The sequence below is a fragment of the Nocardia amamiensis genome (assembly GCF_015477605.1).
Lineage (GTDB): Bacteria > Actinomycetota > Actinomycetes > Mycobacteriales > Mycobacteriaceae > Nocardia > Nocardia amamiensis_A.
This window is the reverse complement of the sequence record NZ_JADLQX010000001.1, coordinates 52,470-77,545: the sequence shown is the minus strand read 5'-3', so window position 1 is coordinate 77,545 and position 25,076 is coordinate 52,470. Positions and strand designations below refer to the sequence as shown.

The window sequence follows — 25,076 nt, the reverse complement described above, 5'->3', positions numbered from 1 at the left end:
AGTTATCCGGCCACCGGGACCCGGCAGGCGATAACCGTTGTGCCGACGTCGATTTGCGGTGGATTCGAGGATAAGGCTAAGGAACGCCACGTGAGGATGTCAACTAAGCTTTAACGCAGCGTGATGATATTGAATAAGCTGACAAGCTTGGAATTGCCGCTAGCGTGCTCAAATTGTGGCAGTTTTCGTACTGCGCATCGCTTCTCGTGAACGAATGGAGTACCGGAAAGCGTACTTTTATGCCGCCGCAGCAGCGCTGCATCCCCCGACTGTGGAATGTCGCAGGGCGGGTGAGGATTTCGTCGGCAACGATACGGCGCTGCTCGCGATTCATCCGATGCCCTGTTGACACATCGTGATTAGAATGTCGCTCCGTGACACTCTGTGAGCAGGGGTATGCAAGACTCGGAATGGGAGGCACGGGATGGCTGACTCGGGCTCGGGCGAGCAAGTCGGCAACCTGGTCCGCAGGCTTCGCCTGGAACGCGGATACACCCAGGCGGCGCTCGCGACGAGAGCGGGTTGCTCGCGCAGTCTCGTCCAGCAGATCGAGAACGGCACCCGGATTCCGCCGCTCGCGCTGCGCGAACGTTTGAGCCTCGCCCTTGGGGCGGAATTGCCGATGGACGGCAGCGCCGCTCCCGCCACCGATCCCACCAGCAGCGCGTACTACGACCTGCGCATGCGGTTCAACGTTCTGCTCGGCAAAGACCCCGAGTTGGTCGAGCGCGCATTGGGTATCGCACAGAGTCTGATCGACGCCTCCGGCGCGCGGGAGGAGATCGAGCCGCTGCGCTTGATCGCCGACCGGCAGCTGGAACGCGCCGAGGAGATCCTCGCGCAGATCCCTTCCCGCAGCGCCACGGTCTGGGAGTGGAACACCGTCAGCGACTGGCTGACGATCCTGGAGCAGGCCACCGCCTCGGTGCGCGCGATCCACACCGCGGATCTTGGCACCATCGGCGGCGACGTCGGTGACGACTACCATGCCGCGATCCTGCGGCTGGCCGACACGACCCATCCGCCGAAGATCGACGTGCGCCGGATGTACGTGCTGGACACCATTTCCGACGTCTGGCCCTACGAGGACAAACTGTGGAAACAGGCCCGGGCCGGGGTGGAAAGCGTGCTGGTCAAACGTGAGTACGCGCGCAATGCGCAAAGCATGCTCGTGGTCGACGACCGCTATGTGGCGGTGGGCGAATACGACTATTCGCGCCAGGCGCGGGTCGCGACGCGCTTTTCCGTGCTCAAACACGACGTCGCGTTCGCCGTTCGGCGTTTCGAGAAACTCTACGATCTCAGGCGCGCCGGGTCGGCCATCGTGGTCGACCAGATCGTCGCGGAGCCGCCACTGGCGGACTTCGAGCGTCTGACCGAGGGCAATTGCCGCAGCCTGTTCCGCGCCGCGCTACAGGAGAAGTGGAACGCGATGCCCGCACCAGGAGAATCTTCGGTAGAAGGCGAGGTGCCGTGACGCGGAGCCCGGTGCTCACCGATCCGCTCGCCGATCTCGCGATCCTGACCAACCGCTCCGAGGCCAGGAAACGGGAAGTACGCGGGCAGTTGTCGTCAGAAGCCTGGTTCCTCGGGACCGGCGGCCGCCGGTACTCGGGGGTTATCGACGCCTACCACGGCGAAACCGGCTGTGCGCCGGATGCGCGGGCCATAGCCGCGCTGGATCGCGCGTGGCGGGAGCTCCTGCATGTCGCGCCCCCGACGGAATATCTCGACGGACGGTTGTATGACAAGCGGCAACCTCTGAGCCTGCGCGAGTTGGCGGCGCGCAGGCTCTTCGCGCGCCTGTCGCATCCGGTGGAGGGCGTCCCCGGTGTGCGGGTACGCGCGGAGGAAGTGATCGTCTGCCCGTACTCGAGCACGATGCTGCTCGAGGAAGCGATCGCCACGCTGGCCAAGCCCGGCGGCGTCATCGTCTGTCCCGAGGGCTTCTACAAGAGTTCCAGCATCCACGTGGAGAAATTCGGGCTGCGGATCGCGTCCTGCCCGGTTTCCCCGGACGACGGTTTCAAGATCGACCCGCTGCGGCTCGCCCGCTGCCTCGACGAACTGCGCGCGACCGGCGAACTGTGCGGCGTGCTGCTCACCCTGCCGGGCAACCCCGTGGTCGCCGACTACACGGCGGCCGAACTGGTGCAGATCGGACGGGTTCTGCTCGACTGCGATGTTCCGGTCATCTGCGATATGGCCTTCGACCGGCTGGTGGCCTCGCACATCCCGATCGCGGCGTTGCACGTCGAGACCGACCAGGGCATTCGGCGCCTGTACGACGCCGTCTTGACCATCACGGGAAACTCCAAGGGCTACAACGCCTTCGGTCCGTGCAAGCTGGGCGCGGCGTGCACCGGCGACAGCGCGTGGCTGGAGCGGATCAGGGAACGGCTCACCATCTCCTTCCAGCGCGAGACCACCCATCTGGTCCGCGCGATCCTCGAGCACACCTCCGAGGACTACTTCGAACGCAACCACGCGCTCATGCGTTCGCAAATCGAAAAGGCCGCTCGGCGCGTCACCGCGATCAACGCTCGGCTCGGCGCCGACGTGCTGCGACCATTGGGCAGTCAGGAAGGCATGTTCCTTTCGCTGGTATTCGATCGGACCCTGCTCGACGCGGCTGGTATGCATACCAGTGCGCAGGTGGAGGACATGCTGCTCGCGGTCGCGGGCGTCGACAGCGTGGCGCTGGACCGAACCGGGTCGCTGCGTCCCGGTGTGCGCCTGAATGTCCTTGCGCCGCGTAAGGCGCCACGGCAAGAGTCACCCGCGTTGATCGATGAACTTTTCGACCGCCTCGAGCGATTACTCCGCGACATCGCCGATGGACAGACCTATCGCGATGCGCTCGCCGCTCGCGGTCTTACTGCCCTCCTGGCGGACGCGAGGACCCCACGGTGATCGTGGGTGTCCTTCGTGAGACGGCTCCCCGGGAATCTCGCGTCGCCCTGACTCCGGGGAACGTGCGCGAACTGTCGACGGCGGGACTCCAGGTCGTCGTGGAGGAGGGTGCGGGACGCGGCGCCGGTTTCGCCGACTCCGCATACCGCGCGTCCGGAGCGCTCGTCGTCGGGGATCGCACGGCCGTATTCGAGCGCTCGGACATCGTGGCCTGGGTGAAACCGCCGGCCTTCGAGCTGGCATCGATGCCGTTGCGGGCCGGGACGACCATGGTCGGTTTCCAGGATCCGCACTACCGCCGCGACGTGATCGACCGGTTGCGTGGGCTCGGCGTCGAATCGGTCGCGTTCGACTCGGTGCCGCGCGACGACACGACGACCGAGATCGATGCGCTGACCACCATGAGCCGGATCGCGGGCGCGGTGGGCTACGCCGAAGGCAGGCAGCTGCTTTCTCCGCAGGTGCGGTCGCGTCCGGTGCGCGCACTCGTCCTGGGTTGCGGGGCGGCCGGACTTGCCGCGATCGCCGCCGCGCGCACCTTCGACGACGAGAAGCCGGGCGCGGTCGGCAATCGACTCGAACAGGAGATCGCCGCTCTCGGCGCGGGGGCCGGGCGCTTCGTGCCGAACCAGGACGACAACGCGGCGCTGCTCGATCTCCTCGCCACGACACCGCCCGACCTCATCATCGGTACCGCCGCGCACCGCGGATCCCGCGCGCCCCGCCTGCTGGAGCAAGCGTCCTTGGAGCTGCTCGCTCCCGGCACGGTGATCGTGGATCTCGTGGCCAAGGCGGGCGGCAACTGTGTCGCCACGGTGCCGGACACTACCGTCACCCTGCCCAACGGCGTCATCGTCACGCATCGCTCGAACTACCCCACCGCCCGCCCGACGGCGGCCAGTCGGGCTTACGGCGCGGCGACGGCGGCCATGATCCTGTGCATCGCCAGCGGGCAGCGCTCGGCCGATGGTCGCGCAAGGGTGGCCGAAGCATCTTGACGATCAACAAGAACGTGTTCTAATTTTTGGCATGCGCAGATTTGACGGTCGCCGCGTGATGGTGACGGGAGCCGGATCCGGCATCGGTCAGGGCATCGCCCTGCGGCTGCTCGACGAGGGGGCCCAGCTGGTCGCCGCCGACATCGACGCGACCGGCCTCGCGGCCACCGCGGAGAAGGCGGGTGACGGCGCCGCGCGCTTGCGAACGGTCGAAGTGAACACCGCCGACCCCGAGTCCGTGCGCGGGGCCACCGAACAGGCGCTCGACTTCCTCGGCGGCCTGGACGTGCTGGTCAACGCCGCGGGCATCCTGCGGCCCGCCCGCACCCACGAGATGCCGCTCGAGGTGTGGAACCAGGTCATCACGGTGAATCTCACCGGCACCTTCCTGATGACCCAGGCCGCGTTGCCCGCGCTGCTGGACACCGGACACGGCGTGGTGGTCAACATCTCCTCTACCGCGGCCTTCAGCGCGGCTCCCTACCTCGCGTCCTACGCGGCGTCCAAGGGCGGCGTGAACTCCTTCACCCACGCCATCGCCCTGGAGTACGCCAAGCAGGGGCTGCGGGCGGTGAATATCGTTCCGGCCGGTATCACCAGCGGTATCACGACGAAGTCCATCCTGGATCAGCCCGAGGGGTTCGATCCGCAGCTCTTCTCCCGGATGACCGGATGGCTCAACGGGGGAGCCCTCGGCAGTCCGGAGGACATCGCCGGCGTGGTCGCCATGGTGGCCTCGGACGACGGGCGCTACATGACGGGGACCGAGATCCGCGTCGACGGCGGCGCGCTGATGTAGTTATCGGGGTGTCGCGACCAAAAGATGGTGCGGAATCGGCCGGGTCGACAGCCGCTGATGTTCGACGGTGCAGCCCGCGTGCTCCAGTGTGGCGATCACGTCCGGCACGGGGCGCAAGGTGAAGCCATAGGACGTGAACGGCAGCTTCGCCATCGCGTCCGGGTCGCCGATGCCGATCACCAGGCGACCGCCCGGTCGGACCACCCGCGCGAGCTCGGTGCAGGCTGCGGCCAGATCCGGGACGAAGTAGACGGTGTTGACCGTGATCGCGGCGTCGAGGCTGTCGTCGGTGAGTGGCAGTGCGGTGAGCGAGCCCTCGGCGAGGCGCAGCCGGCCGGAGCCGATGTCGCGAGTGTGACCGGAGCGGGCGCGCGCCAGCATGTCGGCGGAGATCTCGACGCCGTGCACCACGCCATCGGCGCCGACCCGCTCGAGCAGCAGCGGAAGCCCTGCTCCGCCACCGAATCCGATATCCGCGACGTTCCCACCGGACGGGACGGCGGCGGCGTCGACCGCACTGGCTATGGCGGTCTTGTTGCCGCGATTGAGCAGAAGAGCGACGCCCTTGCCGAGCACGCCGTGCGGGTTGCCAAGCTGGCTCGCGAGGGTGGACAGCAGGCGTTCCCGCACACTACTCATGGCGCCATCGTATCGACCCGACCGCACCGATCCGAGCGGCCGAAGCCTGAATACTGCTCCCCGGGGTGTCCATTCGGATGCCGCGATGCCTGAGAAGGACCACCGCATGCGCCGCCCGTTGACCATCCTCGCGATCTGTGCCCTGGCGATGCTGCCGAGCGAACCGGCGTCGGCGGCCGGGCACTGGGGACCGCTCGCGCCGCGCAATCCTTTCCTCGGGCCGACCGGTACCGCGACCATGCACGGCGACGCGGGTTCCTCGGACGCCACCCCGCTTGCCGGGCCGGGCGGCAGGGTCGCGGCTGTCACGGCCTTTCCGCTGGCCGCAGCGTGCCCGACTTTGCTGGAAGGATCGGACCTTCTTGTGGTCGCGCTGTGTACCGCGATCGCGGGACAGACGCCGACGGTGTATCTGCTCGACCCTTCGGCACTTGGTCCTTTGCCGGCCCCGCTCGCCGCGCTGCCATTGACCAAAGGCAGCCTGCTCGGTGGGGTGTACGCCTATTTGGACAACGACAACCGGCTGGTGGTCGTGGATGGCGCGCATCGAATGCTCCGGGTGCGGCACGAGCGTGACGTGGCGGGGGCTTGGCGGCTGGTCAGCGAGGAATCCGCCGACCTCGGGTCGGTGGTCCCATTCGGGGACAACGTGACCGGCTTGGTCCCGGACTGGTCGGGCAATGTGTGGTTCGCGACCGGCCAGGGCGTGGTCGGGTTCGTCACCCAGACCGGGCGGGTCGCGGCATTGACGCTGCCCGCCGGCGAGCAAGTGACGAACAGCATTTCGGCGGCACCGAGCGGGCTGATCGCCGTGGCGACGACGCACGCGCTCTATGAACTGGGCGCCGATGCGTTCGGCGATCCGGAGATCATATGGCGAGCGGCCTACGACCGTGGCTCGGCGCGAAAGCCGGGACAGCTGAGCTGGGGCACCGGATCGACACCCACCTACTTCGGTCCGGACACCGGCGCGGATTACCTGACCATCGTCGATAACGCCGACGGGCAGGTGAACGCGCTGGTATTCCGTTCGGGTACCGGGCAATTGGTGTGCACGGTTCCGGTACTCGCCGAACACGATGCGGGCAGTGAGAATTCGCCGGTCGGGATCGGTCGTTCCGTGTTCGTCGCCAGTACCTACGGTTACCCGTATCCGGCACTGCCGGAGGGCGCGGGTCCGGCAGTGCCGCCGAGCGCGCCGTTCACCGGCGGCATGACGCGGATCGACGTGCGCGACAACGGGTGTCAGACCGTGTGGGATAACAGGATTCGCAGTGCGGCGGTACCGCGACTGTCCACCGCCGACGGCGGGCTGTACACCATCGCGCGCGTCGGTCCCGACTACCCCACACCTCTCGACGGGTATGTCTTCACTGTCGTGGATCCGGATACCGGTGCGGTCACCTCCTCGTACCCGCTCCCGGGCACCATCACGCACGATCCGCTCCAGACCGCGCCGCTGATCACCCACGACGGGCGGCTCCTCCAGGGCACGATCACCGGAATCCTGCGCGTCGGCTGAGCCGGGCCAAGGGGGTGAGGCGGCTCGGAGCGCCCGGCGATCGGGATCGGGCTGGCCCGCATGGAGCTGCGCCACGGTGCTGGGACAGCGATCCAATGGACCGCGGGAGCGGTGCTCAGTGGTTGATGATTGTGACGTGGATCTCTCGAACTGCGCTGTCACGGTGCCCATTTCGCGCGGCAGGGCCGCTGCGGCGAGGTAGTGAGGCGAAGATCACACACGCCTTTATGGTTGCGATCGAGGTGCTGAATGGCGGCGGTAGGGCCTGGCCGAGCGGTCCGATGTGCGGGCCGGTTAATACGGAGCCTGTCGGGGAACTGACCGGTCTTCCGGTATCTGGGCTGTGTACGCGTCGGTTTATTACCAAGTAAACAAACTTCTGGTCGCTTTCTATTCGGCGGCGGCCAGCAATCGCCATTTCGAGGGAATGAACGTGCAGGTGAGAGCGCATGTCAGCAAACCATGGAGAGGTCTATCCCAGGTATAGCTAACGCGCCCGGGATATCCGCGACTCCTTTGCGGAGCGATTCGGAGTGGCGGCCGAAGGGAGATTACGAGGGTGCCGTAAGCGTGCCGAAACGGTGGATTCCGCCGCCGCGCTCGGTTTGCTGGCACGGGTCGGAGGAAGGGTGCCGCCAGGGTTTGCTGGCGTGCTGCTTTATACGCTTGACCTCGGCGGGGACGGTTGCGTAGGGATAACGATTGTGTAGAGTTGACGGTAACGCTGGCCGCAGCTCGAGCAAGACTCGCTGCGGCCAGCGGAACTCAAATGGGGGATTCGAAACCACTCTGTAACCCGGTTTAGCTGTCGGTTGCCCAGGCCGTCGTCGCTCAGCGTGTGCTGAATGTTGTCTGGCTCACACTCGCGTGCTGATTCCTCGACGGCTCGTAGACCTCGCCCGCCTGCTCCAGTACCGCGCGACGCCCGACTCCGAAGACATAGACCAGGAAGAACGCCTCGGCGGTGAACCCGATCGCGATACGGACCGGCGCGGGCAGCGGGCTCGGCGTCACGAATCCCTCAATGAAGCCACACACCAGCAACACCGCGACCAGTCCGAGCGCCACCGTCGCGGTCGCGCGGCCTTGCCTGGCGACCGCCTCCACCCGGCTGAGCCGACCCGGATCGATCAGCGTCCAACCGAGTTTCAGCCCCACACCGCCCGCGACGAACACGGCCGTCAGCTCGAGGGTGCCGTGCGGGAGGATGAAACCGAAGAACGAATCCAGCCGCCCCGCATCGGCCATCAGTCCCGCGCTGACGCCCAGATTGAGCGCGTTCATGAACAGCAGGTACACGGCGGGCAGGATCAACACGCCGGTGAACAAGGCGATGGCCGCCACCCATGCGTTGTTCGTCCACACCTGCGCGGCGAACGCACCCTGCGGATGTTCCGAGTAGTACGTCTCGAACGCGCCGCCGGGCGCGGTGAGATCCCCGCTGTCATCCGGGATCCCAAGTACCTTTCGCGCGGATTCGAACCGGTCCACCCAGATGGCCAACCCGGCTGTGACGAGCAGGAACACCGCGGCCACGCCGACCCACCACGGCCAGGACCGGTAGAGCGCCGCCGGGAAACGGTGGCTGAAGAACCGGCCGGCCTCCTGCCAGGTTCCGGTGCGCGTCCCGAGCACCCGGCCACGGGCCCGGGCCAGCAGCGCGCTCAGTCCGGCGATCAACTCCGGGTCGGGACTGTGCGACTGCAATCGCGCCAACTGCTGGGACGTCCGGCGGTAGAGCATGACCAGTTCGTCCGCCTCGGCGCCGGTCAGCTTGCCGCGCGTGGACAGGTAGTCGAGCCGTTCCCAAGCCCTGCGGTGCGCCAGGCTGTATGCGTCCACGTCCATTCGGTTGCCTCCCACTCCCGCCAGTCGCAAGAATGCTAACGAGATGGCTGAATTCACAACCGGCGAAGCGGTCGCCCTGGAGCTGCCGATCGCCCGGATCCCCACCAGGGCCACCGCGTTCCTGATCGACGTGCTGGTCCAGTGTGCGCTCGGATTCGTCCTGTTCGCGATCGTCTGGATGTTGCTGCCCCCGGGAGTGGATTCGGCGTGGCTGGACGCGGTGGTGCTGGTCACCGTCGTCGCTGTTCTGGTCGGCTACCCGGTGACCTGTGAGACCGTCTGGCGCGGGCGGACATTGGGCAAGCTGATGCTCGGCCTGCGGGTGGTGCGTCAGGACGGCGGACCGGTCGATTTCCGGCACGCGCTCACCCGCGGCTTGGCGGGCGCCATCGTCGACTTCTGGATGCTCGGCGGATTCGGCGCCATCGCGGTCCTCACCTCGATGTGCTCGCCACACGCGCGGCGGATCGGTGACGTGCTGGCGGGCACCGTGGTCGTGCACGCGCAACGGCCGCTGCCGCTGCCCGCGCTGGCGATCGCCCCGCCGTGGCTGACGGGCTGGAGCGCGCAACTCGACCTGTCCGGGCTGCCAGAAGATCTCGCGCTGGCGGTGCGGCAGTACCTGACCCGCTTCCGCACGCTGACCCCCGCCGCCCAGCACCATTTGGGGACCGTGCTCGTAACCGAAGTATGCGATCGGCTGCGCGTCGCACCCCCCGTCGGCTACCCCCCATTGCAGATCCTCGGTGCGGTCATCGCCGAACGGCAGCGCCGGGTGCTGCCTCGGCCTATGTTTCCGGTGCTGCCGGCGCCGATGCCGGTGCGGGCGCAGTAGGCGGCTGCCTCGCCTTCGCTCGGCCCGGCGCGGTCTGAGGACGGACTCCGTCCGGCAGCGTCGTTTCTGCGGCTGCCTCTGTCTTCGCTCCTTTAGCTGTTGCCCGCGACGTAAGCGTCGATCTCACGCAGGAACTGGTCCTGGCGGGCGGGCGTGATCCAGGACGCGCGGAACGAGTTCTTGGCCAGTTCCGCCAGCTGATCGATTTCGAGGCCGGCCTGCTCGGCCAGCGCCAGGTAGTTGTCGGCGGCGTACGCGCCGAAATACGCGGGGTCGTCGCTGTTGACGGTCACGGTCAGGCCGCGGTTCAGCAGGCCGACGATCTCATCGGACTTCATCTGCGCGGTGACGAAGGAGTTCGACACCGGGCAACAGGTGAGCGCGATGCCCTTGCTTTTGGCCAGCTCGACCAGACGGTCGTCCTCGACAATGTTCGTGCCGTGGTCGAGGCGGTCGACTTCGATGTCCTCCAGCGCCTGGCGGATGTGCTCGATGGAGTTCTGCTGGTCGATGTCGCAGTGCATGGTCAGCAGGAATCCTTCCGCGCGGGCGCGCTGGAAGACGGCATCGAACTTGCTCGGCGGATTGCCGCGCTCGTCGGAGTCCAACCCCACCCCGATGATCCAGTCCTTGTACGGCAGTGCTTCCAGCAGTGTCGCCATCGCGTACTCCGCGGAATGGTCGCGCAGGAAGCACAGGATCAGCTCGGCGGAGATCCCGAGCATGCGCCGCGCCCGCGCGATCGCCGATCGGTACCCACTGACCACGGCGGGGAACGGAACACCGCGCCCGGTGTGTGCCTGCGGATCGAAGAACATCTCGACATGGCGGACGCCCTGCGCATGTGCTCTGGTCAGATAGTCGAAGGCGAGGTCGTGGAAGTCCTCCGGCCGTTGCAGCACCCGCATGGCCGGGTAGTAGACCCGCAGGAACGAGGTCAGGTCATGGAAGCGATAGGTCTGCTTGACTTCGTCGACGGACTTCTCCGGCAGCTCGATGCCGTTGCGCTGGGCGAGGCGGAATTTCAGCTCCGGCTCGAGTGTCCCTTCCAGATGCAGGTGCAGCTCCGCTTTGGGCAGTCCGCGGACGAAGGCGGCGAGATCTGAGGACATGGGCCAATGATCCTCCTTCGCCCTCGCATCTGGATGCCGTTTCGGCCCGCGCGGAACGGCTAGAGGGCGCCGGACTGCTTGAGTTCGAGGTATTCGTCCGCCAAGGCCTCGGGCAGTCGTTCCGGTGGCGCGGCGACAACCGCGATCCCCATGCGCCGCAGGGATTCCTGGACCAGAGCGCGTTCGGCCAGGACGGATTCGGCAGCGGCCGCCGCGTAGAGATCGCCCACGTTGTCGCGGCGGGCCGCCGCGGCGGCGACGTCGGGGTCGGTCACCGACACGATGAGCACCCGGTGGCGCTGCGCGAGGACGGGCAGTACGGGTAGCAGATTCTCCTCGACGGCCGCCCCGTCGAGGCTGGTGAACCAGACGACCAGGCTGCGTCGGCGGGTGCGCTGCACGGCCGCCCGCACCAGGCCGGCGCTGTCGGTGTCGACAAGGGCCGGGGTGATGCCCGCCATCGCGTGCATCAGCTTCAGCTGCAAACCTTTTCCGCCCGCACCGCGGACTTCGGCGCGCGGTTTCCGGTCGAAGGCGAGCAGGTCCACCGAGTCGCCCGCGGCGGCCGCCAGCCCGCCGAGCAGCAGGGCGGCCTCGATGCTCGCGTCCAGGCGGGTGCCTTCGCCGACGCGGCCCGCGCTGATCCGGCCGGTGTCCAGCAGCATCAGCATGTGCCGGTTGCGTTCCGGGCGCCAGGTGCGGACCAGGACGTCGGTGGCACGGGCGGTGGCGCGCCAATCGATGGCGCGCACGTCGTCGCCGGCGACGTACTCGCGGAAGGAATCGAATTCGGTGCCCTGCCCGCGCAGGTTGGCTACATTGCTGCCTTCGAGATGTTGCAGCCGTTTCACTTTCGACCGCAGCAGCCGCTCGGCGCGGAACGCGGGCAGCGCGCGTACCCGGGCGGGCACGTCGTGCCTGGTCTGCTTGCCGGCCAACCCGAGCGGGCCGAGCAGCCGCACGGTGACCGGTCCCGCGACTCGATCACCGCGGTGGGTCGGTGTGAGCGTGGTGCGGAACCGGACCAAGGTGGCGGGCGCGAGATCCAGCGGGTGCGCGCGGTTTACGGCGCGTGCGCTGCCGGGCCAGTCGTCCCACACGATGCCGCGCAGCACCCTGGGCCCGGTGTTCACCGCGACGAGCTCGACTTCGGTGGAGCGTCCGAGTCGCACCGTGGTCAGTGCTTGCCGGGAGAGCGTCAGATCCCGCGCCCGGCCCACCGCGGCCAGATCGATGAGCACGGCCGCGGCCAGCGCGCAGGTCAGCGTGACGACCCCCAGCAGGGAGGGCACGAGCAGGGTGACGAACAGGGCGGACGCTCCCGCCGCGGCGGCCAGCCGACCGGTGACGACCATGCGCTACACCGGAACCGGAACCGACAGCAGCAGCGCCGACATCACGCCCTCGGTGGTCACCCCGTCCAGCTCGGCTTCCGGGCGCAGGTGCAGGCGGTGCCGCAGCACGGCGACCGCGACGGATTTCACGTCGTCCGGTGTGACGAAACCGCGGCCGTTGAGCCAGGCGAACGCGCGTGAAGCCGCCATCAGAGCGGTCGCGCCTCGGGTGGAGGCACCGTGCTGCACGGCGGGCGAGGTGCGCGTCGCCCGGCAGACGTCGACGGTGTAGGCGAGCACCTCCGGGCTGATCGTCATTTTCGTGATCGCGGCGCGCGCGGCGGCGATGTGCGTGGGGCCCGCCACGGGACGCAGTCCCGCGGCGGTCAGGTCACGTGGATCGAACCCGGCGGCGTGGCGTTGCAGGATGCGGAATTCGTCATCGCGGCCGGGCAGGTGGATGTCCACCTTGAACAGGAACCGGTCCAGCTGGGCTTCCGGCAGCGGGTAGGTGCCCTCCTGCTCGATCGGATTCTGCGTGGCGACCACGACGAACGGGTCGGGCAGCGGCTGCGGCTTCCCGTCCACCGAGACCTGCCGCTCCTCCATTGATTCCAGCAGCGCGGACTGGGTTTTCGGCGGAGTGCGGTTGATCTCATCGGCGAGCAGCAGATTGGTGAACACCGGGCCGTGCCGGAAGGTGAACTCCGCCGAGTGCGGATCGTAGATCTGTGAGCCGGTGACGTCGCCCGGCATCAGGTCCGGGGTGAACTGCACACGCGCGTGGTCCAGATCCAGCGCTGTGGCCAGTGCCCGCACCAGCAGCGTCTTCGCCACGCCGGGCACACCCTCGAGCAGCACGTGGCCGCGGCACAGCAGCGCGAGCACCAGGTACATGACCGCGTTGTCGTTGCCGACCACCGCCTTGCCGATCTCGGCGCGCAGCGCGTGGAACGCGGCGAGCGCTTCCTCGGCCGTCGGGGTGGTATCGATGCTGGTCATTCGACCTCCTGTGGTTCGCGGGCGTTCCCGCACGCCGTCGGCCGGGTGGTTGGGCGATGCTGCCTCATCCGATCTCCGATTCGATCCATTCGAGCTGAGCGGCCACCATCCGCAGGGCGTCCGGGTCGGGCACCGGGCCGAACAGCGCGGCCGCGATCTGTGCCGGGTCGGCTCCGATGCGTGCGGCGATCGCGCTGACGATCCGGTCCGGCGGAGTGTCGGCGGTGACGCCCAGCGGTGTACGAATGCGGCGCATGGTCGCCGCTCGCAGCTTTCCGGCGACGTGGTCGTGGTCCTTCGAGCGCCGATACAGCGCGGCCTGGCCGGCGAGCAATTCGTTCGCCGCGACTTCCACCGGGCGCGGCTCGCGCACCAGAGCGCCCCGCCGCCGCGCGCGCCACCACACCACCAGTGCGGCGGCGAGCAGAAACTGCACTGCGCCGTAGAAGACCGGTGCGGGCAGTCGATCCCAGATCGGATCGTCGCCCGCTCCGAAGCCAGGCGGGTCGTAGGTATCGTCCGGCGGCGGGACGTCGGGCAGGTCCGGTGGTGGTTTCGGCGGCGGCGCGGTCGGCGCACCGCAGGATTGCAGTGCGCCGTAGACCAGCAGCAGCAATGCGGCTGTGGCGGCGAGCACGGCCCAGAATTTCGGACTGCGCAATAGCTTCGGCAGTGGCGGGAGTTGCCGTCTGGTGCGCGGCGGTCGCTCCTTCGCCTCGATCGCGGTGGGCTCCGATGCGGGTGGCGGCGCGGCGGCGGAGAACCGGTCGGCGTATTCGAGTCTGCGGTATTCGTCTTCGCCGGCGCGGCGTCCGCCGTAAACCACCTCGTCGAAACTGCGTGCCGCGGGATGTAGTTCGGTGGCGACCTCCAGCGGCAGCGCGGTCGTCACGTCGTCGGCGGTTTCCCGCGCGGTGCGCGAGCGCCGGACTTCCAGCACGCCATGCTGTTCCAAGCCGCGCAGCACGGCGCGGAATCGTTCCCGCAGGGCGCTGTCGAAATCCCGGCGCTGCGCCGCCGATTCAGCGGCGGCCCGATGGTCGGCGGCGGAGCGGAGATGAGGGGTGCCGGGTGCCGGGTCGTTCGTCACCGGGACGGTCTTGGCCAGACTGATTTCCGCGGGATCGCGTGTATCCGGCGCGCTTCGCGGCGGCCGAGGATCGTTCATCGCGTCTCCCGAGTGGGGATGCGGATGTCCAATCCCTCCCTGCGGCAACGGCGATCGATGTAGCACACCACCCGCGACGATGCCTCGACCACCTCGCCGAACGCCGTCACCAGCAGCACGGCGGAGGTGGTCAGGATGATCACCGGCCACCGATGGGTGCCGGAGAAATCCGTGATGAACAGCGGGATGGCCAGCAACGGCACCGCGAGCAGCCCGAACAGGGCACGCTGGGCTATCCACAGTCCGGTGGTCGGCCACTCGGCGCCCTCGGCGAGCAGTTTCGCGCGGGCGACGCCGTCGCGATGCGAGGTTCGCTCGGCGAACAGAATCGGAACCGTGATCCAACGGCGCGCCCGCAGCCAGCCGAGCCAGAGCAATATCAGCGGAAGCGTCACGATCAACGGGCTGCTCAGCGCGATCACAGCCACACCAACCGAGGTGAACAACAGCTGGAACACCAGCAGCGGACCGAAGATCGCAGCGCACCGGCCGAGCGCGGTGCGCCAGCCGATCGGGGCGCCGCCGACGGTCGCGAGTCCGAGCGCCACGGTCATCCCGCGCAACGCGAACCGCAGCACCCACGCGCAGGCGGCGGTCGACAGAATCGCAGCCCAGGCGGTGCCCGGGTCGGAGCCGTCGGTCAGCCCCGAGACGCCCGCGGTCACCGCGACGACGACCGCCTCGGCGGCGAACAAGCCTGCGAGACTGAACCCGGCCAGGGCGCGAATGTTCGCCTGGATCAGAGCGAACGGCTGATCGAGCAGTTCGCGGAAAATCAGCGGTCGGATCGGCACCGTCGTTCCAGGAAATCCCGGTACCGGATCTGTTCCCGCCCCGACGGCACCGGCCGGTTCGGCGGCTGGCAGCACGGGCCGAGTCTAACCGTCAGCGCTGCGGGAGGCGCTGCACCAACCACGAGTTCATCATCTCGACCAGCGCCTGCCGGACCATCGGCACCATGTCGATCCTGCTGCTCGCCGCCGTGGCGTTCCGATTGCGCAGCGCCCACGGATAACGGACGGATTCGCATCAGCTCGCCACGGCGGGCGACCTGCGGTGCGGGACTATTCGGGAAGGTCGGCCAAAAAGCTGCGGCGGGCCGAGTCGACGTGCTCCTGAGCGGCTCGGCCAAGCGTCTCGGCATCGCCGGCACCGGCTGGCCGACCGGCTGCGTGCCGCGGGCACCGTCTTCGTCATCGAGCCGTACCTGCGGTTTCCCGATCAGCCCGCACGGCAGTGGACGATGTTCCTGACCGGGCGACCGCTGCCCGTCACGCCAGTCGGCATTGCCGTGTGGCTGCGCTGATTCCGCTGGTCCCGGGTCGAAGTCGAGCCTGCGGAGACTATCGCCTCCCGGTGCCGCTGCGGATCACCGGCCGGGCGGGAGTTCGCGGCGGTTGGACTCGGGAAGTTCGGCGTGGTGGTTGTGGGTGAGTTCTTCCCGGCTCACACCGGTGGGCAGACCGTAGCCCGCCGCACCGGTCGGGGGAAGGGAGTAGCGCGGCGCATGGGGGGCGGAATAGTCGGCGTCGACGACCGTGGAGGCGATGTGCTGGGCGTGTGCGACGTCGGGGGAGCCGGACTGGAGCTGGTAGCCGATCGGACCGCCCATGGCCTGCGGGTGTGAGGTCTGGCCGTCGATGGTCACCTTGCGGGTGCGGCGCAGGGTGAAGGTGATCTCCTCGACCTCCTCGAACGCCTGCCGCGCGGTGCGCAGCGGGTGCGTCGCGGTGTCGATGGCGTTGGCGACGAACGACGGAACCAGCGGCCGGATGAAGCGCGCCGCGGTGTCGGTGAACGGCACCGTGCCGATCAGCGGCAGCTCGAGACCGCCGCCCTTGGGTGCGGGTGCTGGCACGACGGCGGGCGCCGGCGGGCTCGCGGTGACGGGGGCGGGTAGGTTCGGCGTCGCCTCATCCGGCATGGCGCTGTCCTTTCGATCGTCCGCCGCGGCGGCGGGAAGTTCGGGGCGGCGCGGCGGTTCGGTGATACCGATCTCGATACCGCCGATGGCCGCGATGATGCGGGTGCGCTCCCGCTCCCGGTCGATGGCCGTGTCCGCCTCGATGGCGAGGCGGGCGGCGGTGAGCTGCTGTTCGGCGCGCAGGGTCTCGGCTTCGGCGCGTACTTCGGCCTGCTTGACCGCGATGGCCGTGTCGGCTTCGCGCTCGGCGCGGTCGTGGACGGCACGCGCCGCGTTGTGCCGGTCGAACGATGTCTCCCCGCGCCACCAGCGCAGCACCAGCGGGAGCAAAGCGAGCGCGACGAACGCCACGATGGTGAGAATGCGCAGCGGCAACGCCTCGCGCACGGTGTAGTCGTTCATCGCCAGCCAGCGCGCGCCGAGCCCACGGTCGGCTCCTTCGAAGGCGGAGTTCCGTGCGGCGGAAAGGGTGTTCTGGTCGTCGGCGATCCGGCGGTCGGCCTCATCGACCCGGCCCTGCGCCGCGGCGAGTTGCTTGCGGGCGTCGTCGAGCATGTCGTTGGCGGTCTGCGCTTCCGGTCCGCGGCCGGGCACACCGGTGATCCTGGTCTGCGGGCACTCGGGGGTCGGGTTGTACTCGCAGCGGGCGGTCACCAACGCACGGTCGATGTCCGCCTGCGCTTGGGTGATCGACCGGTCGAGCGCGGCCCGGTCGGCCTTCGCCCGGTCCAGTTCGCTCTGCGCCGCGACAACCTGCGCCGCCGAATCGACCGACCGCTGAGCCCGGTCGTCCAGCACACGATCGACGGATGCGCCGAAGAGTACGACCGCGGCCAGTTCGGCGATCAATCCACCCGCCAGCACGGCCACCGTGACGCGCACGATCAGGCCGAGCCGGTCCGGCCCTCCGCTCGGCCGCGCCGTCGCCACGGCTCGCGCCAGCGCACCGGTCAGCGCCGCGACCACGAGCGCCGCCGCCAGCGTCGCCCACAGCGGCAACGCGTCCGTCGAGGCCGCCGCCAGGCCGGTGATCGCGCCCGAGACCGTCGCGGACAACAGCACGACGGCGCCGGTGACGGCGTAACCGGCGCGCTCGTGGTGATCGATGATTTCGCTGGTCCGGCCCCCGCCGAGCCAGGTGAACAAGCCGGTGACGGTCATGGGAAGGCACATCCTCTACGTCCCAGGCGCTTTCGCGGGCGCGACGAAACTGTCACGGATTCGTTGTGACAGCGTGACAGGCCCTCGGCCGACTCAGCGAGCAGGGGCGGCCGGATGTGTCCAGGCTCACAGGTCATCGAGCGTCGCCGGGACCGCGGGGGCTGAATACACCTACTCTGGCGCAGTGGTGAGCGATCCCAGGAGGTCCCGGCATGCGCGGAGTCGTGGTGACGATATTCGCGGCGGCGCTGCTCATGTGGCCGGCTAACGCGGGCGCGGCTCCGGCCGACGGATCGCTGGACCGGTTGGTCGCGCTGGTCATCGAGCGGCTGGACACGGCCGACGCGGTGGCCGCGGCGAAGTGGGCGGCGGCCGGCGAGCGCGGCATCGAGCCGGCCATCGACGATCCCGTCCGTGAGTCCGAGGTCTACGACGCGATGGCCCGCCTCGGCAACAGCCGTGAACTGCCGGAGAACTGGGTACGGCAGGTGTTCTTCGGTCAGATCGAGGCGAACAAGACAGTGCAGCGCGGCCTGATCCTGCGGTGGCGCTTCGACCCGGCCGCGGCGCCGAGCGACCCCGCCGGTCTCGCGTCCGTGCGTCCGGTCATCGACCGGGTGAACGTCGAAATCCTCGACCAGCTGGCCGCCCATCGAGCCGAGCTGACCGCGCCGGATTGCGCTGAACGGTTGGCGCGCAGCGTCTTCAGTGCGTTCCTCACCGGCCGGTTGGATGCCTTGCACCAAGCCGCGCTGGTACGTGCCGCAATCGTGCTCTGCCCGGCCTGAACAGCCGCCGTGCCGACGCTCGGAAGATGTGTCCAACAACACTCCACGTTATTTGCTGAGAATGTGCTGAACTCCACAGTGAGCAAAAGAGTCCGGACGGTCGGATCGCATTCGCGGCTTGTCACGCCGGTGTAGGAAACATCTCAGCGGCTCGATCGCCGAGTTAGCCGCTGCCGCTTGGTTTTGTCCGGCCCGGTCCGGGGAAATCTTCTTCGACGCAGGTGAGGACGGGTTCCCGGTGTTGCGCGGAGGTTTCGGGCCGGTTGTGCACGCCGGTTCTTCCCTGCTGGCACCCAGTGCCAGAGGGATCGATTGCACCCTACTCGCTGCTTTACACTGGACGACGCGCACACGTGGAGGACCGAATGCAGAAGCCCAGCTAAACCTGGTTATTAGCGAAACCTAAGTTGGTTGGGCCCTGGACCTGACTTATCGTTTGCTCTTACGCCGAACACAGAATGTTCGGCAATCGCCCGCTCGGGCAGCCCCTAGCCGGTGCTCAGCGTAGCGGGCGAGACCCCGCTCGGAGGTAAGGATCTTGTTAGGGATCCGTTACCGAAGGGCACCCACTACGTCACAGAAGCGGGTGGAGACAACTGCAGACCTGACTGCACGCCGAAGACCATCAGCGCGGCTGGCTTCGGAACGTACGGGCGCAGTCTTGTACGGAGGCGTTCGAACGAAAGGCCGTTTTCTTCGAAGGCCGACTTTCTTGAAGGCAGAGGCATGACGCAACTTCCTGGCCACAGGTCACCTGGACCCATCGGGCTCTACGACCCGGCGAACGAGCACGACGCCTGCGGCGTCGCATTCGTCGTCGACATGCACGGCCGCCGCAGCCGCGACATCGTCGACAAGGCTATTACGGCTCTGTTGAACCTGGAGCACCGTGGTGCCGCCGGCGCCGAGCCCAACAGTGGTGACGGCGCGGGCATCCTGATCCAGGTTCCCGACCGCTTCTTCCGCGCCATCGTGGGCTTCGAATTGCCGCCGGAGGGCTCCTACGCCTCCGGTATCGCCTTCCTGCCGCAGGCCCGTCGCGAAGCCGCGCGCGCCGCATACGGCGTGGAGAAGATCGTCAAGGAAGAGGGCCTCGAGGTCCTGGGATGGCGTGAGGTCCCGATCGACGAGTCGTCGCTCGGCGCACTCTCGCGTGACGCCATGCCGACCTTCCGGCAGATCTTCATCGCCTCGCCGAAGAACGCTTCCGAACCGCTGTCGGGCATGGATCTGGAGCGTCGCGCCTACGTAGTGCGCAAGCGAGTCGAGCACGAACTGGGGTCGGCCGGTGCGGGTGAGGGCGCGGTCGGCAAGGAATCGGTCTACTTCCCGAGCCTGTCCGGGCAGACCTTCGTCTACAAGGGCATGTTCACCACGCCGCAGCTGCGCGCGTTCTACCTGGACCTGCAGGACTCCCGGGTGGAGAGCGCGCTGGGCATCGTGCACTCCCGCTTCTCCACCAACACCTTCCCGTCCTGGCCGCTGGCGCACCCGTTCCGCCGCGTCGCGCACAACGGTGAGATCAACACCGTCACCGGCAACGAGAACTGGATGCGCGCCCGTGAGGCGCTGCTGCGCAGCGACGTCTTCGGCACCGACTCCGCGGGCAAGAACCGGCTGGAGAAGATCTTCCCGGTCTGTACTCCGGGGGCAAGCGACACCGCCCGGTTCGACGAGGTGCTGGAACTGCTGCACCTCGGCGGCCGCAGCTTGCCCCACGCCGTGCTGATGATGATTCCCGAGGCGTGGGAACGCAACGAGAACATGGACCCGCAGCGGCGGGCCTTCTACGAGTACCACTCGATGTTGATGGAGCCGTGGGACGGCCCGGCGTCGGTGTGCTTCACCGACGGCACCGTCATCGGCGCCGTGCTCGACCGCAACGGCCTGCGCCCCAGCCGCATCTGGGTGACCGACGACGGCTTGGTCGTGATGGCCTCCGAGGTCGGCGTGCTCGACATCGACCCGTCCAAGGTGGTCAAGAAGGCGCGCCTACAGCCGGGCCGCATGTTCCTGGTCGACACCGCCCAGGGCCGTATCGTCGGCGACGAGGAGGTCAAGACCCAGCTCGCCGCCGAGCACCCGTACCAGGAGTGGCTCGACAAGGGCGTGTCCCGCCTCGCCGACCTGCCCGACCGTCCGCACGTGCACATGTCGCACGATCGCGTGCTGATCCGCCAGCAGATCTTCGGATACACCACCGAAGAGCTCGGCCTGCTGATCTCGCCGATGGCCAGGACCGGCCTCGAAGCGCTCGGCTCGATGGGCACCGACACCCCGATCGCGGTGCTGTCCAGCCGTCCGCGCCTGCTGTTCGACTACTTCTCCCAGCTGTTCGCGCAGGTCACCAACCCGCCGCTGGACGCGATCCGGGAAGAGGTGGTGACCAGCCTCAAGCGCAACATCGGCCCGGAGGCCGACCTGCTGCACCCGGGGCCGGAGTCGTGCAACCAGATCGCGCTCGAGCAGCCGATCCTGGACAACGACGAGCTGGCCAAGCTCGTGCACATCAACGACGACGGTTCGCACCCCGAGCTGCGCTCGGTGGTCGTGCGCGGCCTGTATCCGGTGCAGCAGGGCGGCAAGGGCCTGCGCAAGGCGCTCGAGGCGATCAACACCCAGGTGTCGGCCGCCATCGATGGCGGAGCGCGGATCATCGTGCTGTCCGACCGCGAGTCCAACGAGAAGCTGGCGCCGATCCCGTCGCTGCTGCTGACCTCCTCGGTGCACCACCACCTGGTGCGCGAGCGCACCCGCACCATGGTCGGCCTGGTCGTGGAGGCCGGTGACGCCCGCGAGGTGCACCACATGGCCATGCTGGTCGGCTTCGGCGCCGCCGCGATCAACCCGTACATGGCCTTCGAGACCATCGAGGACATGCTCGAGCGCGGCGCGCTGGAGATGCCGGGCAGCACCGGCGACCTGGCCGCCGACTACCGCAAGGCAGTCGCGAACTACAACAAGGCGGCGGGCAAGGGCGTGCTGAAGGTGATGTCCAAGATGGGCATCTCCACCCTGGCCTCCTACAACGGCGCACAGCTCTTCCAGGTGATCGGCCTGTCGCAGGAGCTGGTGGACGAGTACTTCACCGGCCTGCGCTCGCACCTGGACGGCATCGGCCTGGACGAGATCGCCGACGAGGTCGCCCAGCGGCACCTGGTCGCGTTCCTGGAGAACCGCAACGAGCGCGCGCACCGTGAGCTCGAGGTGGGCGGTGAGTACCAGTGGCGGCGCGAGGGCGAATACCACCTGTTCAACCCGGACACGGTGTTCAAGCTGCAGCACGCCACCCGGTCCGGCCAGTACTCGATCTTCAAGGAGTACACCAAGCTGGTCGACGACCAGTCCGAGCGGCTCGCGTCGCTGCGCGGCCTGTTCAAGTTCAAGAACGACGCGCGCTCCCCGATCCCGATCGAGGAGGTCGAGCCCGCGTCGGAGATCGTGAAGCGGTTCTCCACCGGCGCGATGAGCTACGGCTCCATCTCGGCGGAGGCGCACGAGACCCTGGCGATCGCGATGAACCGCCTCGGCGGACGGTCCAACTCGGGCGAGGGCGGCGAGTCGCCGTCGCGCTTCGAGCCGGAGGAGAACGGCGACTGGCGGCGCAGCGCGATCAAGCAGGTGGCCTCCGGCCGCTTCGGCGTGACCGCGCACTACCTGACCAACTGCACCGACATCCAGATCAAGATGGCGCAGGGCGCGAAGCCCGGTGAGGGCGGCCAGCTGCCCGCGCACAAGGTGTACCCGTGGGTGGCCGAGGTACGGCACTCGACGCCGGGCGTCGGCCTGATCTCGCCGCCGCCGCACCACGACATCTACTCGATCGAGGATCTGGCGCAGCTGATCCACGACCTGAAGAACGCGAACCCGCAGGCGCGCATTCACGTGAAGCTGGTCGCCGAGCCGGGCGTCGGCACCGTCGCCGCGGGCGTCTCCAAGGCGCACGCGGACGTCGTGCTGATCTCCGGTCACGACGGCGGCACCGGCGCATCGCCGCTGACCTCGCTCAAGCACGCGGGCGGTCCCTGGGAGCTCGGCCTGGCCGAGACCCAGCAGACGTTGCTGCTCAACGGCCTGCGCGATCGCATCGTGGTGCAGGTCGACGGCCAGATGAAGACTGGTCGCGACGTGGTGATCGCCGCGCTGCTCGGCGCCGAGGAGTACGGCTTCGCCACCGCGCCGCTGGTGGTCTCGGGCTGCATCATGATGCGCGTCTGCCACCTGGACACCTGCCCCGTCGGTGTCGCGACGCAGAACCCGGTGCTGCGCGAACGCTTCACCGGCAAGCCGGAATTCGTCGAGAACTTCTTCCTTTTCATCGCCGAAGAGGTCAGGGAACTGCTGGCGCAGCTGGGCTTCCGCACCCTGGACGAAGCCATCGGACGGGTCGATCTGCTCGACACCTCGCGGGCCAAGCAGCACTGGAAGGCCAGCAAGCTGGACCTGTCGCCGATCCTCGACGACGTCGAGACGGCGTTCATGTACCAGGACCGCCGCTGCACCAAAGCCCAGGACCACGGCCTGGAGAAGGCGCTGGACCAGCAGCTGATCACGCAGAGCCGGGACGCGCTGGAGCGCGGGCAGGCGGTGAAGTTCGAGACCAAGATCACGAACGTGAACCGCACCGTCGGCACCATGCTCGGCCACGAGGTGACCAAGCTCTACGGCGGCGCCGGCCTGCCCGACGACACCATCGACATCACCTTCACCGGATCGGCGGGCAACAGCTTCGGCGCCTTCGTGCCCGCAGGCATCACGCTGCGCGTGCAGGGTGACGCGAACGACTATGTCGGCAAGGGCCTTTCCGGCGGCCGCCTCGTGGTGCGCCCGTCGCTGAACGCGCCCGGCGAGTTCGTCGCGGAGCAGAACATCATCGCGGGCAACGTGATCCTGTTCGGCGCGACCAGCGGGCAGGTGTTCCTCAGCGGTGTGGTCGGCGAGCGGTTCGCCGTGCGCAACTCCGGCGCCACCGCGGTGGTCGAGGGCGTCGGCGACCACGGCTGTGAGTACATGACCGGTGGTCGTGTGGTCATCCTCGGCGAGACCGGCCGTAACTTCGGCGCCGGTATGTCCGGCGGCGTTGCGTTCGTCTTCGACCCGAACGGCACCTTCGCGTCCAAGCTCAACCCCGAGCAGGCCGACGCCGTCGAGCAGTTGGCCGGTGACGACTTCACCTGGCTGCACGACATCATCACCCAGCACCGTGACCAGACGGGTTCCCCGGTCGCCGATCGCATTCTGAGCGATTGGTCGCAGCAGGTGAACCACTTCGTCAAGGTCATGCCGCGGGAGTACAAGAAAGTTTTGCTCGCCATCTCCGAAGCTGAGAAGAGCGGCAAGGACGTGGACGAAGCGATTATGGAGGCCGCACGTGGCTGACCCCCAGGGATTCCTGAAGCACACTTCTCGGGAACTGCCGAAGCGGCGGCCGGTGCCGCTGCGCCTGATGGACTGGAAAGAGGTCTACGAGGAGAACTTCTCCCACCAGACCCTGCGCACCCAGGCCAGCCGGTGCATGGACTGCGGTATCCCGTTCTGCCACAATGGCTGCCCGCTGGGGAACCTGATTCCCGAGTGGAACGACCTGGTCTACAAGGACCGCTGGCGGGAAGGCATCGACCGGCTGCACGCGACCAACAACTTCCCGGAGTTCACCGGGCGGTTGTGCCCGGCGCCGTGCGAGGCGTCCTGCGTGCTCGGCATCAATCAGGATCCGGTCACGATCAAGCAGGTCGAGGTCGAGATCATCGAGAACGCCTTCGACGAGGGCTGGGTGACCCCGGTTTACCCGACCCGCATCACCGGCAAGAAGATCGCCGTCGTCGGTTCCGGCCCGGCCGGCCTGGCCGCGGCGCAGCAGCTGACCCGCGCCGGACACACCGTGACGGTGTTCGAGCGGGCCGACCGCATCGGCGGTCTGCTGCGCTACGGCATCCCGGAATTCAAGATGGAGAAGCGCTTCATCGACCGCCGTCTCGCGCAGATGGAGGCCGAGGGCACCATCTTCAAGACCGGCGTGAACGTGGGCGTGGACCTCACCGCCGAGCAGTTGCGCGAGCAGTTCGACGCGATCGTGCTCGCCGGTGGCGCCACCGTCGCTCGTGACCTGCCGATCCCCGGTCGCGACCTGGACGGCATCCATCAGGCGATGGATTTCCTGCCGTGGGCCAACCGGGTGCAACTCGGCGACGACGTCACCGACGCCGACGGCCTGCCGCCCATCCACGCGAAGGGCAAGAAGGTCGTCATCATCGGCGGTGGCGACACAGGTGCGGACTGCCTCGGCACCTCGCACCGGCAGGGCGCCGCCAGCGTGCACCAGTTCGAGATCATGCCGCGTCCGCCGGAGGAGCGGGCCGCCTCGACCCCGTGGCCGACCTACCCGCTGATGTACCGGGTTTCCTCGGCGCACGAGGAGGGCGGCGAGCGGGTGTTCTCGGTGAACACCGAGCGTTTCGTCGGCGCGGACGGCAAGGTGACCGGCCTGGAGGCGCACGAGGTCAAGATGGTCAACGGCCGCTTCGAGAAGGTGGAGGGCACCGACTTCACCCTCGAGGCCGACCTGGTCCTGCTGGCCATGGGCTTCGTCGGACCCGAGAAGCCGGGCCTGCTCACCGATCTCGGCGTCGGCTACGACCAGCGCGGCAACGTGCAGCGCGACAAGAACTGGGCGACCAACGTTCCCGGCGTCTTCGTCGCGGGTGACATGGGCCGTGGTCAGTCGCTCATCGTCTGGGCCATCGCCGAAGGCCGCGCCGCGGCCGCCGGTGTCGACCGGTACCTGGAAGGCGAGACCGCCCTCCCGGCGCCGATCACCCCCACCATGGTGGCTCAGCGCTAGACCCTCTCTTACCGGAGCGGAAACGAAGGCGCCTGTGGACAACTCGTCCACAGGCGCCTTTTCGCGATCGATGGTCCTCGGGCCGCGGAGTGTCGGAAATCCGACACACTCCGGGTTTCGAATGGCATTGCGGCGGTCGTGCCCTTATTGTGATCTTCGGCGTGTGGCTGATCTTGACATGTCGTTGGAAAG

General features: G+C 68.1%; 17 protein-coding genes. 9 read left to right on the top strand and 8 right to left on the bottom strand.

The genetic code is table 11. The annotated features are described in order from the left end of the window. Positions 1 to 424: 424 nt before the first annotated feature. The 4 genes from IU459_RS00360 to IU459_RS00345 are packed head-to-tail and all read left to right on the top strand — an operon-like array spanning position 425 to position 4,710. Positions 425 to 1,477, top strand: a complete 1,053-nt coding sequence (locus tag IU459_RS00360) for a helix-turn-helix transcriptional regulator (protein WP_195127411.1) — start codon at positions 425 to 427, stop codon at positions 1,475 to 1,477. Beyond that, complete coding sequence (locus tag IU459_RS00355) at positions 1,474 to 2,913, top strand: pyridoxal phosphate-dependent aminotransferase (RefSeq protein ID WP_195127410.1); 1,440 nt, start codon at positions 1,474 to 1,476, stop codon at positions 2,911 to 2,913. Before IU459_RS00360 ends, IU459_RS00355 begins: the two co-directional genes overlap by 4 nt. Next, a complete protein-coding gene (locus IU459_RS39600) occupies positions 2,910 to 3,911 on the top strand; it encodes a hypothetical protein (protein ID WP_195127409.1) in 1,002 nt (333 codons plus the stop codon). The genes IU459_RS00355 and IU459_RS39600 overlap by 4 nt, the downstream gene beginning before the upstream one ends. A gap of 31 nt (positions 3,912 to 3,942) precedes the next feature. Next, positions 3,943 to 4,710, top strand: a complete 768-nt coding sequence (locus IU459_RS00345) for an SDR family NAD(P)-dependent oxidoreductase (protein WP_195127408.1) — start codon at positions 3,943 to 3,945, stop codon at positions 4,708 to 4,710. Here the strand turns inward: IU459_RS00345 and IU459_RS00340 are convergent, their stop codons facing one another. Continuing rightward, positions 4,711 to 5,349 (bottom strand): class I SAM-dependent methyltransferase, encoded by a 639-nt coding sequence (locus tag IU459_RS00340; RefSeq protein ID WP_195127407.1) that lies wholly within the window; start codon positions 5,347 to 5,349, stop codon positions 4,711 to 4,713. Positions 5,350 to 5,434: 85 nt separating this feature from the next. Between IU459_RS00340 and IU459_RS00335 the strand changes: the two genes are divergently transcribed. Next, positions 5,435 to 6,871, top strand: a complete 1,437-nt coding sequence (locus IU459_RS00335; RefSeq protein WP_440446446.1) for a hypothetical protein — start codon at positions 5,435 to 5,437, stop codon at positions 6,869 to 6,871. Between the two features lie 831 nt (positions 6,872 to 7,702). Here IU459_RS00335 and IU459_RS00330 read toward each other — a convergent pair. Further along, on the bottom strand, positions 7,703 to 8,719 hold the full coding sequence (locus IU459_RS00330) for a stage II sporulation protein M (RefSeq protein ID WP_195127406.1): 1,017 nt from the start codon (positions 8,717 to 8,719) through the stop codon (positions 7,703 to 7,705). 43 nt (positions 8,720 to 8,762) lie between these two features. On the opposite strand from IU459_RS00330, the gene IU459_RS00325 reads away from it, so the two are divergent. Then, the gene (locus IU459_RS00325) at positions 8,763 to 9,554 is read left to right on the top strand and encodes an RDD family protein (RefSeq protein WP_195127405.1); all 792 of its coding nucleotides are present in this window, start codon (positions 8,763 to 8,765) and stop codon (positions 9,552 to 9,554) included. A 92-nt stretch (positions 9,555 to 9,646) separates the two neighbouring features. Here the strand turns inward: IU459_RS00325 and add are convergent, their stop codons facing one another. The 6 genes from add to IU459_RS00295 all read right to left on the bottom strand — a co-directional run bounded on the left by add (position 9,647) and on the right by IU459_RS00295 (position 17,255). Further along, a complete protein-coding gene (add, locus tag IU459_RS00320; protein ID WP_195127404.1) occupies positions 9,647 to 10,666 on the bottom strand; it encodes an adenosine deaminase in 1,020 nt (339 codons plus the stop codon). A 59-nt stretch (positions 10,667 to 10,725) separates the two neighbouring features. Continuing rightward, positions 10,726 to 12,021: a DUF58 domain-containing protein gene (locus IU459_RS00315; RefSeq protein ID WP_195127403.1), complete on the bottom strand. Its 1,296-nt coding sequence runs from the start codon at positions 12,019 to 12,021 to the stop codon at positions 10,726 to 10,728. Positions 12,022 to 12,024: 3 nt separating this feature from the next. Next, on the bottom strand, positions 12,025 to 13,002 hold the full coding sequence (locus tag IU459_RS00310) for an AAA family ATPase (protein WP_195127402.1): 978 nt from the start codon (positions 13,000 to 13,002) through the stop codon (positions 12,025 to 12,027). Between the two features lie 64 nt (positions 13,003 to 13,066). Beyond that, a complete protein-coding gene (locus tag IU459_RS00305) occupies positions 13,067 to 14,170 on the bottom strand; it encodes a DUF4129 domain-containing protein (RefSeq protein WP_195127401.1) in 1,104 nt (367 codons plus the stop codon). Beyond that, the gene (locus IU459_RS00300; protein ID WP_324198681.1) at positions 14,167 to 15,039 is read right to left on the bottom strand and encodes a hypothetical protein; all 873 of its coding nucleotides are present in this window, start codon (positions 15,037 to 15,039) and stop codon (positions 14,167 to 14,169) included. Before IU459_RS00300 ends, IU459_RS00305 begins: the two co-directional genes overlap by 4 nt. A 500-nt stretch (positions 15,040 to 15,539) precedes the next feature. Continuing rightward, a complete protein-coding gene (locus IU459_RS00295; protein ID WP_195127400.1) occupies positions 15,540 to 17,255 on the bottom strand; it encodes a DUF4407 domain-containing protein in 1,716 nt (571 codons plus the stop codon). 212 nt (positions 17,256 to 17,467) lie between these two features. Between IU459_RS00295 and IU459_RS00290 the strand changes: the two genes are divergently transcribed. The 3 genes from IU459_RS00290 (at position 17,468) to IU459_RS00280 (ending at position 24,884) form a co-directional block, all read left to right on the top strand. Then, positions 17,468 to 18,043 (top strand): chorismate mutase, encoded by a 576-nt coding sequence (locus IU459_RS00290; RefSeq protein WP_195127399.1) that lies wholly within the window; start codon positions 17,468 to 17,470, stop codon positions 18,041 to 18,043. 726 nt (positions 18,044 to 18,769) lie between these two features. Further along, positions 18,770 to 23,422: a glutamate synthase large subunit gene (gltB, locus tag IU459_RS00285; RefSeq protein ID WP_195127398.1), complete on the top strand. Its 4,653-nt coding sequence runs from the start codon at positions 18,770 to 18,772 to the stop codon at positions 23,420 to 23,422. Beyond that, complete coding sequence (locus tag IU459_RS00280) at positions 23,415 to 24,884, top strand: glutamate synthase subunit beta (protein WP_195127397.1); 1,470 nt, start codon at positions 23,415 to 23,417, stop codon at positions 24,882 to 24,884. Before gltB ends, IU459_RS00280 begins: the two co-directional genes overlap by 8 nt. Positions 24,885 to 25,076 lie beyond the last annotated feature (192 nt).

Coding starts and splice junctions, on each gene's coding strand:
- IU459_RS00360 (WP_195127411.1), top strand. CDS start 425: ATGGCTGACTCGGGCTCGGGCGAGCAAGTCGGCAACCTGGTCCGCAGG.
- IU459_RS00345 (WP_195127408.1), top strand. CDS start 3,943: ATGCGCAGATTTGACGGTCGCCGCGTGATGGTGACGGGAGCCGGATCC.
- IU459_RS00340 (WP_195127407.1), bottom strand. CDS start 5,349: ATGAGTAGTGTGCGGGAACGCCTGCTGTCCACCCTCGCGAGCCAGCTT.
- IU459_RS00335 (WP_440446446.1), top strand. CDS start 5,435: ATGCCTGAGAAGGACCACCGCATGCGCCGCCCGTTGACCATCCTCGCG.
- IU459_RS00330 (WP_195127406.1), bottom strand. CDS start 8,719: ATGGACGTGGACGCATACAGCCTGGCGCACCGCAGGGCTTGGGAACGG.
- IU459_RS00325 (WP_195127405.1), top strand. CDS start 8,763: ATGGCTGAATTCACAACCGGCGAAGCGGTCGCCCTGGAGCTGCCGATC.
- add (WP_195127404.1), bottom strand. CDS start 10,666: ATGTCCTCAGATCTCGCCGCCTTCGTCCGCGGACTGCCCAAAGCGGAG.
- IU459_RS00315 (WP_195127403.1), bottom strand. CDS start 12,021: ATGGTCGTCACCGGTCGGCTGGCCGCCGCGGCGGGAGCGTCCGCCCTG.
- IU459_RS00310 (WP_195127402.1), bottom strand. CDS start 13,002: ATGACCAGCATCGATACCACCCCGACGGCCGAGGAAGCGCTCGCCGCG.
- IU459_RS00305 (WP_195127401.1), bottom strand. CDS start 14,170: ATGAACGATCCTCGGCCGCCGCGAAGCGCGCCGGATACACGCGATCCC.
- IU459_RS00295 (WP_195127400.1), bottom strand. CDS start 17,255: ATGACCGTCACCGGCTTGTTCACCTGGCTCGGCGGGGGCCGGACCAGC.
- IU459_RS00290 (WP_195127399.1), top strand. CDS start 17,468: ATGCGCGGAGTCGTGGTGACGATATTCGCGGCGGCGCTGCTCATGTGG.
- gltB (WP_195127398.1), top strand. CDS start 18,770: ATGACGCAACTTCCTGGCCACAGGTCACCTGGACCCATCGGGCTCTAC.